This window comes from Nonomuraea sp. NPDC003214 (assembly GCF_053590035.1).
In genome coordinates this window covers 399,650-413,402 of the sequence record NZ_JBSFSX010000009.1, presented here as the reverse complement: position 1 = coordinate 413,402, position 13,753 = coordinate 399,650, and the positions used below count along the sequence as shown (strand labels likewise).

Here is a 13,753-nt window from a genome sequence, read left to right as displayed (position 1 = left end):
GGCGCGGACGGCGAGCGGCAGGCGGACACGGTGAAGGCGTGCGGCCTCGGGCCGTGCATGGTGCATGGCGCATCGGTGCACGCGGAACTACTGGCCGGTGTGGCGGGCTGGCTCTAGCTCGTCGCCGACCGTTCGATCAGCCTGTCGATGCCGTCGAGCAGCGGCTGCAGGCCGAACTCGAAGAACGCGTCGAGGTCCAGGTCGTAACCCTCGCTCGGCAGCCCGGCGAGCACCTTGGCGAACGTGGGCATGCGGCGCAGGTCGAGGGCGCTCATCCGGGCGTCGACCCACTCCTGGTCGGACACCCCGGTCGCCGCCTGGACCTGGGCCTCGTGCTCCAGGTTGGCCGCCAGGCCCTGGACGTGGCTGAAGACCAGCACCTGGAGGTTGAGCATGGTGACCGAGCCGAGGCCGAGGCCGTCGAGCGCGGCCAGCAGGGACTCGGCGTAGACCATCAGGTTGGGCAGCGGCAGCGGCCGGTTGAGCGGCGTGACGTGGGCCAGCCACGGGTGCCGACGGTGCACCCGCCACAGCAGCCGCGCGATCAGCTCGATCCGGTCCCGGCGCCCCTCCGGCAGCGTCTCCGGCCACTCGGCGTCGCCGTAGGCCGCGTCGGCCATGAGCGTCACCAGCTCCTCCTTACCGCCCACGTAGCGGTAGGGCGACATGGCCGAGACGCCGAGCCGGGCCGCGACGCCGCGCATGGACAGCACGGCCAGCCCCTCGGCGTCGGCGATCTCCATCGCCGCCGCGACGACGCGCTCGCGGGTCAGGCCCTGCTCCCCCGGCGGGCGGCGCCGCTGCGCGCGGTCGGCGACGACGGTGCCGGAGCGCGGCCTGGCCTCGACCAGGCCCTCGTGGCCGAGCGCGGCGAGCGCCTTGGCCGCCGTGGCGAGGGCGACGCCCCACTTCATGGCGATCTGCCTGGTCGACGGCACCCGGTCACCGGGCGCGAGCTCGCCGTCGTCGATCCGCCGCCGGAGGTCGTCGACGATCTGCTGGTACGGCGCGGGCATGCGTTCTCCTTCTGTACTAGTACAGAACTTACCAGGTTCCCCTTCCCAACCTCTGTATTTACGCTGTACGTTCAGTCGTACACGAGAGGGGTTCACCATGAAGAAGGCACTCATCTCCGGCGCGGGGACCGCCGGATCCGCGCTGGCGTACTGGCTGGACCGCCAGGGTTTCGCCGTCACCGTCGTCGAACGGTCACCGGCCCTGCGCACCGGCGGGCACGCGGTCGACGTACGCGGCGCGGCGCTCGAGGTCGTCGACCGGATGGGCCTGCTGGAGCGGGTCCGGGACGCCAGGACCGCCTACCGGGGCATGTCCGTGCTCGACGGCGACGGCAACGAGGTCTTCCGCACCACCGAGACCACCTACAGCGGCGGCCGGCTCGACAACGACGACGCGGAGCTGTTCCGCGACGACCTGGCGGGCATCCTGCACGAGCACGCCCCGGCCGACTACCGGTTCGGCGACTCGATCACCGCGATGCGCGAGCACGAGCACGGCGTGCGCGTCACGTTCGCCCGCGCCGAGCCGGCCGACTACGACGTGGTGATCGGCGCGGACGGGCTGCACTCGGCCGTGCGCCGGCTGGCCTTCGGCCCCGAGGAGCGCTACGTCCACCCCATCGGCCAATATGTCGGCATCTGCACGATGGACAACTTCCTCGGCCTGCGCGACTGGCAGACCTGGCTGAAGGACGGCGACGCCGGCTACGGCCTCTTCACCACCCGCGACAACAGCCGCATCAAGGTCTACCTGGGCTTCAACGCCGGGCCGATCGCCTACGACCACCGCGACGTCGAGCAGCACAAGCGCATCACCGCCGAGCACTGCGGCGGCCTGCGCTGGGAGACGCCCAAGCTGCTGGAGGGCATGTGGGCCGACCCGGACTTCTACTTCGACGCCATGGCCCAGGTCCGCATGGACCGCTGGTCGGCCGGGCGGGTGACGCTGCTGGGCGACGCCGCCTGCTGCCCCTCCCCGATGTCCGGCCAGGGCACCAGCCTGGCGCTGGTGGGCGCGTACGTGCTGGCCGAGGAGCTGGGCAGGGCTGGCCACGAATCCGCGTTCGCCCGCTACGAGGCCCGCATGCGGCCCTTCGCCGAGGTCAACCAGGCCCTCGCGCTGGAGAACCCGGGCGGCCCCGCCGCCGAGGAGTCCGTCGACCGGGCCAAGAACGCCATCACTTTGTGACGGCGACTCAAGCTCGCCATCACCCTGTGACGGCGGCTCAAGCTCGCCATCACTCCCTGACGTGCACGTACGAGGTCCTCGTCCGGAACGTGGCGAACCCGGCGCGCTCGTAGACGGAGACCGCGCCGGTGCCGTTGTCGGCGTCGACGCTGAGCCCGGCCGTGGCGTAGCCCTGGGCCCGGAACGCGGTGAGCGCGTGGGAGACGAGCGCGCCGGCCACGCCTCTGCCCCGCCACTCGGCGACCGTGGCCACGACCTGGACCCACGCCTCGGGCGCGCCGGTCGGGGCGGGCCGGTGGTGGGTGAGCAGGCAGCCCACGGCGTGCCCGCCGGCCACGGCCAGGAACGAGCCTGCGGGACGGAAGACCCCGGTGCCGGTGATGAGGCGGTTCCAGCTCTCGGCGGTGTGCGGCGTGTAGCCCCAGTGGTCGCGGAAGGCGGCGTTGCGCACCTCGCGCGCCTGGTCGTCGAGCTCGGGAGCCCAGGGGACGATCGCGACGCCGCCGGGCGGCCGGGGCGGCGGGACCGGGACCGTCAGGTCGCGCCGCCGGTCCTGGAAGACACGGGTGGGCACGAACCCGGTGCGCTCCGCCAGCACGGCCAGCCCGTGATTGTCGTCGGGGACGTGCAGCTGCAGGTGGAGCGGCTTGCCGGGATGCTTGCGGGCGTGCAGCTCCGGCGCGGTGGCGAGCACCCAGTCGATGATCCGCCTGCCGTGGCCGCGCCTGCGATGGTTGGGGTGCACGCCGCCGCCCCACAGGTCCATCAGGTGAACGGGCTCCGCCGAGTGCCTGACCGGGGCCAGTCCGACCGCGACGATCTCCCGGCCCACGCGGGCCGCCAGCGTGCCGCGCTCCAGGTCGAGCAGCGGGTTGGCGAGGCGTTCCGCCATGAGGTCGACGCTGACCTGGTCACCGGAGCGGTCGGCCGCCGCGACGGCGGCGGCGAACTCCGCCCAGGCCGGCGCGTCGTCCGGGGTGAGCGGTCCCCATGTCACGTCCATGATCCCAGGCTATTGCGCCGCCGCCGGAGGTCGTCCGGCGGCGGCGCGTCACGCCCCGAGATCACTTGAAGCTGCGCAGGCGCAGGCTGTTGCTGACCACGAAGACGCTGGAGAACGCCATCGCGGCCCCGGCGATCATCGGGTTGAGCAGGCCGAGCGCGGCCAGCGGCAGGGCGGCCACGTTGTAGGCGAAGGCCCAGAACAGGTTGCCCTTGATCGTGGACAGCGTCCGGCGCGACAGCCGGATGGCGTCGGCCGCCACCCGCAGGTCGCCGCGGACCAGGGTCAGGTCGGACGCCTCGATCGCGGCGTCGGTCCCGGTGCCCATCGCCAGGCCGAGATCGGCCTGGGCCAGCGCGGCGGCGTCGTTGACCCCGTCGCCGACCATCGCCACGACCTTGCCCTCGCCCTGGAGCCGCTTGACCACGTCCACCTTGTCGGCGGGCAGCACCTCGGCGATCACCTCGTCGATGCCCACCTCGGCGGCGACGGTGCGGGCGACCGCCTGGTTGTCGCCGGTCAGCAGCACCGGCGTCAGCCCGAGCGCGCGCAGCTGGCCGATGGCCTCCTTGCTGGTCGGCTTGACCACGTCGGCCACCTCCAGGACCGCGCGGGCCTCGCCGTCCCAGCCGACCGCGACGGCCGTGCGCCCGGCTTCCTGCGCCTCGCGCAGAGCCTGCTCCAGCGCGGGCGTCAGGTGCTGCGACCACTCCTGGAGCAGCCTCGGCCGGCCGACGAGCACCGCGTGCCCGTCGACGACGCCCTGCACGCCGAGCCCTTCGACGTTGGCGAAGCCGTCGACCTCGGGCAGCTCGCCCACCTTGGCCTGGGCGGCGTTGGCGATGGCGCGGGCGATCGGGTGCTCGGAGGCGTGCTCCAGCGCCCCGGCCAGCCGCAGCACCTCGTCCTCGTCCTGGCCGTCGGCCACGTGGATGCCGGTGAGGGTCATCCGGCCCTCGGTGACGGTGCCGGTCTTGTCCAGCACCACGGTGTCGATGCGCCGGGTGGACTCCAGCACCTCCGGACCCTTGATCAGGATGCCGAGCTGGGCGCCCCTGCCGGTGCCGACCAGCAGCGCGGTGGGGGTGGCCAGGCCGAGCGCGCACGGGCAGGCGATGATCAGCACCGCGACCGCCGCGGTGAACGCCGCCCCGACGCCGTCTCCGGTGCCGAGCCAGAAGCCCAGCGTGCCGACCGCCAGCGCGATCACGATGGGCACGAACACGCCGGAGATCCGGTCGGCCAGCCGCTGCACCTGCGCCTTGCCGGTCTGCGCGTCCTCGACGAGCTTGGCCATCTGGGCGAGCTGGGTGTCGGCGCCGACCCGGGTGGCCCGGACGATCAGCCGGCCGCCCGCGTTGACGGTCGCCCCGGTCACCGGGTCGCCCGGCCGCACCTCGACCGGCACGGACTCGCCGGTCAGCATGGAGGCGTCGACCGCCGAGCTGCCGTCCTCGATCACGCCGTCGGTGGCGATCTTCTCGCCGGGCCTGACCACGAACCGGTCGCCGACCTTGAGCTGCGCGGTCGGGATGCGGCGGCCGTCGGCCAGCTCCACGTCCTTGGCGCCCAGCTCCAGCAGCGCGCGCAGCGCCGCGCCGGCCCGCCGCTTGGACCGCGACTCGAAGTAGCGGCCCGCCAGGATGAACGCGGTCACGCCCGCGGCGGCCTCAAGATAGATGTTGCCCGAGCCGTCGCTGCGCGCGATGGTGAACTCGAACGGGTGCGTCATGCCCGGCACGCCCGCGGTGCCGAAGAACAGCGCCCACAGCGACCAGCCCAGCGCCGCGATGGTGCCGATCGAGATCAGCGTGTCCATCGTGGCGGCGCCGTGCCTCAGGTTGGTCCACGCCGCCTTGTGGAACGGCCAGCCCGCGTACACCACCACAGGAGCGGCCAGCACCAGCGACAACCACTGCCAATAGGTGAACTGCAACGCCGGCACCATCGCCATCGCGATCACCGGGACCGACAGCACCACGGAGGTGATCAGCCGCTGCCGCAGCGTGCGCAGCTCGTCATCCCGCGGCTCGGCCGCGCCCTCGCCGGCAGCCTCGTCCTGCTCGGACGGGGGCAGCGCGGCCGAGTAGCCGGCCTTCTCCACCTCGGCGATCAGCAACTGCGTGTCCACGCCCTCGGGGAAGGTGACCTTCGCCTTCTCCGTCGCGTAGTTGACCGTCGCGGTCACGCCGTCGAGCTTGTTGAGCTTGCGCTCGATCCGGTTCGCGCACGACGCGCACGTCATGCCGCCGATCGAGAGTTCGACCGCGCTCTGCCGGTCATCGGTGCGAGACGTCATCGCCCTGCCTCCAGTTCTCTCGTTCAGTGACTGTGCTCGCCGTGCCCGGTGGGCTCGGCGTCGGGGGTGGGAGCACCCGTCGCCGGGCCGGTGCGCAGCGTGAAATCGGCCGTACGGACCTTGCCCTCGTGCTGGAAGTCGAGGAAGAGCCGGTAGCCGCCGGCGCTGGGCGCCTCGGCGTAGAAGACGATCTCGGGTCCGGGCTTGGTCTTGCCGTCGCCCGGCTCGCCGTCGGGGTGCACGTGCAGGTAGGCCAGGTCGCCTGCGCGCAGCGCCACCAGATGACCATATGCGCCCAGGTAGGGTTCCAGGTCCGTCACGGGCTTGCCGTCCTTGCTGACGGTCAGCGTGAGCTTGCCGGTGCTGCCGGGGGCCAGGTCGCCGTCGAGCTTGACCTCGTAGCCGTCGACGGTCGAGGTGCGCGTCTCCTCGGGGAGCGGCTTGGGCTCGTGGTCGCCCGCGACGAGCAGGTCGGCGCCCAGGGTGAGCGCCTCGCCGCCGGTCGGGGCGAAGTCGGCGAACGCGCGGTAGGCGCCGGCGGACTCAAGGGTGAGCGGCACCGACCAGACTCCGTCGGCGGCCATCTCCGGGTGCACGTGCTGGAAGGTGTCGAGGTCGCGGGAGACGACGATGAAGTGCATCTTCTTGTCGTGCTGGACCTGGTAGTCGGTGACCGGCTCGCCGCCCGCGTCGGTCACGGTGAACCGGAAGTCGGCCTTCTTGCCGGCCTTGAGCGTGGTCAGCGGATTGAGCGTGTAGCCCTTCTCGGACACTTGGAGCCCCCCGGGGGTATCGTTCTTCGTCTGCTCGGCCTGGTGGCCGCCGCCGTGGCTTTCCGTGGGCTTCGTCGCGGCGGCGTGGTGCTCGGCGGGCGGCTCGCCGACCACCGGGCCCGTCATGTTGCCCACGCCCAGGGCGCCGCCGAACACGACGGCCAGCCCCAGGACGTAGGCGCCCAGCTTGGTGGCCGCGTTCACTTGCGGCCCGCCCTCTCACACCCGGTCCTGCTCATCTCGATCTCCTCTTCGACCCGTTCCACGTCCGCTTCCCTCTCAACACTATACCCCCCTATGGTATTTCTGCGGCAACCTCCTGCCGCGCCGGGCGGCGCATCGACACCACCGTGAGCACCGCGCCCGCGAGGGCGACGACGCCCGCGCCGATGAACGCGGCCTGGAAGCCGCCCGTCAGGTCGGCGCTCCCCTGCGAGGTCGCGATGGCCGTCATGACGGCCAGGCCGACGGCGGAGCCGACGTTGTAGGTGGTGTTGACGATGCCCGAGGCCAGCCCGCTCTCCTCCGGCCGCACGCCCGACATCGCGGACATCATGGCCGGGATGTAGGCCAGCGACATGCCGACGGCCGCGATCAGGCTGGCGGGCAGCACGTCGGTGGCGAAGGCCCCGTCCGCGCGGACCAGGCTCAGCCCGAGCACCCCGGCGCCGAGGACGGCCAGGCCGAGCACGATGAGCGGCTTGGCGCCGTAGCGGCCGAGCAGCCGGGCGGTGATGCCGATCATGAAGATCATGACCGCGACCGTCATCGGCAGCAGCGCCGCGCCGCTGGCGAACGCGCCGTAGCCGAGGACCTGCTGCAGGTAGAGGTTGAGGAAGTACCACATCGGGATCCAGGCGGCGCCGAGCAGGGCCATCGCCAGGTTCGAGGCGGCCAGGCCCGGCGTCTTCCACACGCTCAGGGGCATGAGCGGCTGCCGCACCGAGCGCTGCACCAGCAGGAACAGCCCGAGCAGCACCGCCGCGCCCGCGCCCTGGACCAGGGTGGCGGTCAGGCTCTGCTCCGGAGCCCGGACGATCGTGTAGACGGCCAGGGCGATGCCGCCCGTGACGGAGACCGCCCCGAGCACGTCGACCGATCCGCGCCTGCCCTGCGTCGCCGGCAGCAGCCCCGGGACGGCGGCCAGCGTGAGCAGGCCGATCGGGATGTACACGATGAACACCCACGGCCAGCTCAGGTATTCGGTGATCACGCCGCCGAGGAACACCCCGGCGGTGCCGCCGGCCGGCGCGGCGGCGCCGTACAGCGCCATGGCCTTGCCGAGCTCGCGCGGGTTGTGCCCGAACAGCATCATGAGCAGGGTCATCGCGGCCGGCGCGATGAGCGCCCCGCCGACGCCCTGGACGGCGCGGCCGAGGATCTCCACCCACGCGCTGCCGGCGAAGGCGGCGACCACCGATCCGGCGGTCAGCACGACCCATCCGGCGGCGAACACCTTGCGGGCGCCCAGCAGGTCCGACAGGCGGCCGCCGAGAAGCAGCAGGCCGCCGAAGGCGATCACGTAGGCGTTGAACACCCACTGCAGGTCGCCCTGGGAGAAGCCGAGGTCACGCTGCATGTCGGGCAGCGCGACCCCGATGATCGACGTGTCCATGATGACCATGAACTGCGCGGCGGCGAGCACGACGAGCGCCCACCACCTGCGCGGGTTGACGGCATTCATAACCGCTCTCCTGACACTCTGGATACCCCTGTGGGGTATCTGCGCGAGGGAACGTAACATACCCCCTAGGGGTTTGCCAAGTGGCCTGCGGAACGCCGGAGGGGCGCCCGCCTCGTGGCGAGCGCCCCTCCGGGTGGTGCGGTCAGAGCTGGAGCCTGGGCCAGCCCGCCGTGTCACGGAGCAGCTGCCGGTCGTGCGTGGCCATCACCACGGCCGCGCCCGTGGCCGCCAGGGCCTCGGTCAGCTCCTCCACCAGCGTCATCGACAGGTGGTTGGTCGGCTCGTCCAGCAGCAGGACGTGCGGCCGGGCGGCCAGCAGCACGGCCAGGTCCAGCCGCCGCCGCTGGCCGAGAGACAGCTCGCTCACCGGCTGGTGCGTGGCGGCGGGCGGCAGCAGGCCGAGCTGCGACAGCCCGACCCGCTCCCCCGACGCCGCGGCGGCCGTCTCGTACACCTCGAAGGCGCGGCGGCGGGACGGCGGCGGCGGCTCCTGGGCGAGCAGCCCGATACGGACGCCGCGCTTGTGCTGCACGCCGCCCGTCGCCGGGCCGAGCGCGCCCGCGAGCACGGCGAGCAGGGTCGACTTGCCGCAGCCGTTGGGCCCGGTGACCAGCAGCCGGTCACCGGCGCGCAGCAGCACCGAGCACGGCTCGTCGAGCCTGCCCGGCACCGTCACGTCGTCGGCCCGCAGCAGCGTCGCGCCCGCCGGACCGCCGAGGACCGGCGGGTGGAAGCGCAGCGGCGGCTGCGGCACGTCCAGGACGTGCGCCTCCAGGTCCTCCTGCCGCCGGTGCACGGCCCGCACCAGGGCGGGCGCCCGGGTGGCGCGGGTGTGCTTGCCCGTGCCCTTCTCCGGGCGCCACCCGGTGGACAGCCGGTTCTGCGCCGCGGACAGGTCCTGGGCCAGCTTCCTGCGCTCCTCCTGCTGGTCGCGGTACTCGCTCTCCCAGCGCTCCCGCTCGGCGCGGCTGCCCTCGCGGTAGCCGGCGTAGCCGCCGCCGTAGACGCGGGGGCGGCCGTCACGGGTCGGGTCGAGGTCGAGCACGGCCGTGGCGACGTCGGCCAGCAGCGCCCGGTCGTGGCTGACGAGCACCACGCCGCCCGGGTGCTCGCGCAGCCGCGCCGTCAGGTGCTCCAGCCCCGCCGCGTCGAGGTGGTTCGTCGGCTCGTCCAGCAGCAGCAGGTCGTAGCGGGAGCCGAGCAGGCACGCCAGCCGGATCCGGTAGCGCTGCCCCACGGACAGGCCGGCGAGCGGCCGGTCGCGGTCGGCGACCGCGTCCAGGGCGGCGAGCGAGACGTCGACGCGGCGGTCGGCGTCCCAGGCGTCGATGGACTCGGCGGCGGCGAGCGCCGCCGCGTACTCCTCGTCGGCGCCGGGGCGCTGCTCGGCGAGCGCCTCTGTCGCCGTCTCGAACGCGTGCAGCACGGCCCGCACCTGGGCCAGCTCCAGATCGATCAGGTCGCCTACGGTGCGGTCGCCGTCGACGGGCATCTCCTGGTCGGCGACGCCGATCGTGCCGGCGCGGTGCACGGTGCCGCTGTCGGGCGCCAGGGTCCCGGCGAGCACCTGCAGCAGGGTGGTCTTCCCGCGCCCGTTCTCGCCGACCACCCCCAGCCGGTCTCCGGCGGAGACGGTCAGATCGACCCCGGCGAGTACGGGACGGCCGCCACGGGCCAGATGCACATCGACGGCGTTGAGGTGGGCCCGCGCACGGGTGGACGACACAGTGGTGTCGGTGAACATACTTCCTCCGGAGAACCGGATCGCGGGCACGCCGAAGAGGCCGGGTGGCGATCCGGGAAAAGGTGAGATGACGGCGGAAGGCTCAGCCGCACCCGCACGGCGGGGGCTGAGGCCGTCACTCTCAGAGGAAGTACAGATACTGCATGTCTCCAAGGTAACAACCGGGACGGCGACCCCGCAAAGGCATTTCCCGGGCTTGCGGCCCTGTGATCGTTCTTCTAAGTTAGGCCCCGTAACCAGGGGGGAAGGCGGCGATGCGGACCGGCGGGCGGACGGCCATGTTCACGCTGGACGACGTGGTCGAAGCCGGGATGCGCATCGGCCTGGTCGAGCTGACCATGCAGAAGGTCGCCGACGCGCTCGGCGTCACGACCGCGGCCGTCTACCGGCACGTGCCCAGCCGTTCGGCCCTGGAGAGCCTGGTCGGCGAGGCCATCCTGGCCAAGCTGGAGCTGGTCGACGACCCCGCCGAGCCGGCCGCCGCCCACCTGGTCAGCTTCGCCTCACAGCTGCGCCGCTTCACGCTCGAACACCCGGGCACCGCCCTCTACTTCCAGCGGCTGTTCCCGCGCGGCGCCTCCGGCGTCCGGCTGCTGGAGCACCAGATCGCCGCCCTGGGCAGGCGCGGCTACGACCCGGCCGCCGCCACCGTGCTCAGCTCGGCGATCGCCACCATCACGCTCGGCGTCACCGTGGGCGAGCAGGAGCGGGCGGCCCTTCTCGCATCCCCGGCCGCCGACGAGGCGATGGCCGCGATCGCCGGGTCCGACCTGCTGCGGCAGGCCGCGGCAGGCATCCCCGCACACACCCCGGAGGACTACTTCGTGCTGATGATCACCGCGACCGCCGAGGGACTGGTCGCCCAGCTCCCGCCCGGCCGGCCGATCACCGTCCCGGGGACCGCGCCCTGAGCGCCGGTCGGCGCGGCTGCGAGGAGGCTCGGTGCCCGAGCCGCTGAACCTCCTCCCCGACGACCCGCGCACGGTCGGGCCCTACCAGCTCGAAGGACGGCTCGGGGCGGGCGGCCAGGGCGCCGTGTACGCGGCCCGCGGCCCCGAGGGCGAACGGGTCGCCGTCAAGCTGCTGCACCCGTACCTGATCGCCGACGAAGAGGCGCGCGTGCGCTTCCTGCGCGAGGTGGAGACCGCCAAGCGGGTCGCGCCGTTCTGCACCGCCCAGATGATCGACTCCGGGTTCGCCGGGAGCAGGCCGTACATCGTCAGCGAGTTCGTGGACGGGCCGTCGCTGCAGGAGTCCGTCCGGGCCAGCGGGCCGCGCGGCGCGGCGGCGCTGCAACGGCTGGCGATCAACACGGCGACCGCGCTGGCCGCCATCCACGCGGCCGGGGTCGTGCACCGCGACTTCAAGCCGGGCAACGTGCTGCTCGGCCCCGACGGTCCCGTGGTGATCGACTTCGGGATCGCCAAGGCGCTGGACCTGAGCCAGTCGGTCGTCACCAGCCAGCCGATCGGCAGCCCCGCCTACATGGCGCCCGAGCAGATCGCCGGCCGCGAGGTGGGGCCGCCCGCCGACCTGTTCACCTGGGCCGCGACCATGCACTACGCGGCCACGGGCAGCCGGGCGTTCGGCGGCGACACCATCCCCGCCACCCTGCACGCGGTCCTCAACTCCGAGCCCGACCTCGACGGGCTGGAGGTGCGCTTCGCCCGACTGCTGCGCGAGTGCCTGTCCAAGGACCCCGCCAAGCGGCCCACCGCCGCCCAGGTGGTCGAACGGCTCCGCGCGCTGCCCCCGCCCGCCTGGCAGCACGCCCCGGTTTCGGCCTCGGCGAAGAACGGCAGGAAGCCGGCGCGGCGGCGCGCGGTCGTCGCCGCCTCGGTCGCCGGCGCGCTGGGCGTGGCCGCCGGGGTCGGCTTCTACGCGCTGGCGCCCGCCACCGCCCAGCAGCAGGCGGCGGCCCCGACGTCCTCGGTCACCGGCACGCCCGGCACCCCCACCGGCAGCCCGCCGCCGCCCACGACGCCGCCCACGACGCACCTGCCGTCGATCACCGCGATGCAGGGCGACGTCTCCGACCTCGCCAAGAGCTCCGCGGCCACCCCGACCAAGGCGCCCCGCAGGGCCTCCACGGCCCCGCCCGCGGACCCCGACCCCGACCCGCCGAGCAGCCGCAAGCCCACCACCGCCCCGAAGACGGCCAAGCCGACCCCGAAGGTCACCCATCAGTCGACGACCCCCAAGACCCCGGCGGACCAGGAGACCACCCGCCCACCGGCGCCCGCCCCCTCCACCGGCCAGGTCAGCTGGAACGACGCCACGGCCTACTGCAAGGAGCAGGGCTACAAGGGGATCTCGTACATGTCCGGGTGGCAGGGCATGAAGTGCCAGGGCAGCGACCACGAGATCTCGCCGACGACGCTGTGCGCGTGGAAGTACCCCGCCTACTCCAACGCCGTCGGCGAGCAACCGTCCAACCCGTACACCCCGATGGCCACCTGCCGCCTGTCATGACCCCGCCCCCACCGGGGGGACCCGCTCGGGGGGCAGAACCCCGTCAGGGGCGGGGCCACCGAGGGGGGCGGGGGCGTCAGGGGTGGGTTGTCAGGACGGGCGGCGGTCGTTGCGGGCCGCCAGAGCCATGCCCGCGGCGGCGGTGAGGACGCCGATCAGGGCGTAGCCGAACGCGGTCCGGTAGCCGGCGACCAGCGCCTCCGGGCCGCCCGGCGCGTCCGCCGTGACGGAGGCGGCGGCGCCGACCAGGACGGCCAGACCGAACGCGCCGCCGAGCTGGTCCACCGAGCGCTGCACGCCGGAGGCGACCCCGGCGTCCGCCTCGGTGACCCCGTGCAGGGCGGCGTTCTGCAGCGCGATCAGCCCGATCGCCATCCCGGCCGCGACGGCGACCATGCCGGGCACCACGTCGATCCACAGCCGGCCGTCGACCGGCAGCCGGGCCAGCCAGCCCACCCCGGCCGCCGTGCACAGCAGCCCGGCGATCGCGGTGTGCTTCATGCCGAGCACCCGGATGAGCCCGGCCACCCGCGTGACGGCCAGCAGCAGCGCGGCGCAGAACGGCAGGAACGCCAGCCCGGACTGCAGCGGGCTCAGCCCGAGCACGTTCTGCAGGTAGAGGGTGGCCAGGAAGAACGTGGTCGACAGCGCGGCGCTGAGCAGCACGGTCGCCGCGTTCGCGACGGCCCTGGTGCGGTCGGTGAAGAAGCCGAGCGGCACCAGCGGCTCCCGGGTCCTGGCCTCGACCAGGACGAACAGGCCCAGCGCGAGCGCCCCGGCGCCGAGCGGGACCAGGACCCCGGGGTCGGTCCACGGGTGATGGGCGGCCCGCAGGATGCCGTACACCAGGGCGACGGGACCGAACGTGAGGAGCGCGGCCCCCGGCAGGTCCAGCCGCCCGCCCGCGCGGGGGCCGTCGCCGCGCACCAGGAGCGGCGTCACCAGCACCACCACGAGCGCGAGCGGCACGTTCACGAAGAAGATCCACCGCCAGTGCAGCAGCTCGGTGAGCACCCCGGAGAGCAGGACGCCGACCGCGAGCCCGCTGCCGGAGATCGCGCCCCACACGCCGAGGGCCTTGGCGCGTTCGGCGGGTTCGGTGAACAGCAGCGCGATCAGCGACATCGCGGCGGGTGAGGCCAGCGCCTCGCCCACGCCCTGCCCGAATCGGGCGAGGACGAGCGTCTCCAGGGTGGGGGCGAGCCCGGCGGCCAGCGACGCCACCCCGAAGACCGCGGCGCCGGCGAGGAACAGCCGTCGGCGGCCGAGCAGGTCGGCGATCCGGCCGCCGAACAGCAGCAGCCCGCCGCCGACCAGCGCGTATCCGTTGACGACCCAGGCGAGGGCAGCGGCGTCGGCGCCGAACTCCCCGCCGATGGACGGCAGCGCCACGTTGACCACGGTGACGTCGACGGCGATGAGGAACTGCAGGAGGGAGAGCAGGGAAAGGACGAGCCAGGACCGGCCGAGGGCGCGGTCAGGCTCCTGAACGAAAGCCATGTCGAAGGGAACTCCAGGCCAGGCGCTCGTCACGGACGAGAGCCGAAAAGAAGGAACGGGCACCTGTCGCGCC

Annotated in this window: 10 protein-coding genes; 3 read left to right on the top strand and 7 right to left on the bottom strand. The window is 73.4% G+C overall.

Annotation, left to right across the window (positions count from 1 at the left end; translation table 11 throughout):
- Positions 1 to 113: 113 nt before the first annotated feature.
- Entirely contained in the window at positions 114 to 1,016 is a 903-nt protein-coding gene (locus ACWDXC_RS29820; protein WP_449987115.1) for a GntR family transcriptional regulator, read from the bottom strand.
- 97 nt (positions 1,017 to 1,113) lie between these two features.
- Between ACWDXC_RS29820 and ACWDXC_RS29815 the strand changes: the two genes are divergently transcribed.
- Positions 1,114 to 2,205 (top strand): FAD-dependent monooxygenase, encoded by a 1,092-nt coding sequence (locus ACWDXC_RS29815; RefSeq protein ID WP_449987113.1) that lies wholly within the window; start codon positions 1,114 to 1,116, stop codon positions 2,203 to 2,205.
- 49 nt (positions 2,206 to 2,254) lie between these two features.
- Here the strand turns inward: ACWDXC_RS29815 and ACWDXC_RS29810 are convergent, their stop codons facing one another.
- From ACWDXC_RS29810 to ACWDXC_RS29790, 5 genes are all read right to left on the bottom strand, one after another.
- Positions 2,255 to 3,208 carry a GNAT family N-acetyltransferase gene (locus ACWDXC_RS29810; RefSeq protein ID WP_449987112.1) on the bottom strand — a complete coding sequence of 318 codons (954 nt, stop codon included), beginning with the start codon at positions 3,206 to 3,208 and terminating at the stop codon, positions 2,255 to 2,257.
- A 61-nt stretch (positions 3,209 to 3,269) separates the two neighbouring features.
- Positions 3,270 to 5,507 carry a heavy metal translocating P-type ATPase gene (locus ACWDXC_RS29805; RefSeq protein WP_449987110.1) on the bottom strand — a complete coding sequence of 746 codons (2,238 nt, stop codon included), beginning with the start codon at positions 5,505 to 5,507 and terminating at the stop codon, positions 3,270 to 3,272.
- A 23-nt stretch (positions 5,508 to 5,530) separates the two neighbouring features.
- Entirely contained in the window at positions 5,531 to 6,484 is a 954-nt protein-coding gene (locus ACWDXC_RS29800) for a hypothetical protein (protein WP_449987108.1), read from the bottom strand.
- 91 nt (positions 6,485 to 6,575) lie between these two features.
- Positions 6,576 to 7,964, bottom strand: a complete 1,389-nt coding sequence (locus tag ACWDXC_RS29795) for an MFS transporter (protein WP_449987106.1) — start codon at positions 7,962 to 7,964, stop codon at positions 6,576 to 6,578.
- 142 nt (positions 7,965 to 8,106) lie between these two features.
- The gene (locus ACWDXC_RS29790; protein ID WP_449987104.1) at positions 8,107 to 9,708 is read right to left on the bottom strand and encodes an ABC-F family ATP-binding cassette domain-containing protein; all 1,602 of its coding nucleotides are present in this window, start codon (positions 9,706 to 9,708) and stop codon (positions 8,107 to 8,109) included.
- Between the two features lie 254 nt (positions 9,709 to 9,962).
- On the opposite strand from ACWDXC_RS29790, the gene ACWDXC_RS29785 reads away from it, so the two are divergent.
- Both ACWDXC_RS29785 and ACWDXC_RS29780 read left to right on the top strand, forming a co-directional pair.
- On the top strand, positions 9,963 to 10,619 hold the full coding sequence (locus tag ACWDXC_RS29785) for a TetR/AcrR family transcriptional regulator (protein ID WP_449987102.1): 657 nt from the start codon (positions 9,963 to 9,965) through the stop codon (positions 10,617 to 10,619).
- A gap of 31 nt (positions 10,620 to 10,650) precedes the next feature.
- Positions 10,651 to 12,180: a serine/threonine protein kinase gene (locus tag ACWDXC_RS29780; protein ID WP_449987100.1), complete on the top strand. Its 1,530-nt coding sequence runs from the start codon at positions 10,651 to 10,653 to the stop codon at positions 12,178 to 12,180.
- Positions 12,181 to 12,270: 90 nt separating this feature from the next.
- Here the strand turns inward: ACWDXC_RS29780 and ACWDXC_RS29775 are convergent, their stop codons facing one another.
- Positions 12,271 to 13,680: an MFS transporter gene (locus ACWDXC_RS29775; RefSeq protein WP_219517937.1), complete on the bottom strand. Its 1,410-nt coding sequence runs from the start codon at positions 13,678 to 13,680 to the stop codon at positions 12,271 to 12,273.
- Positions 13,681 to 13,753: the final 73 nt, after the last annotated feature.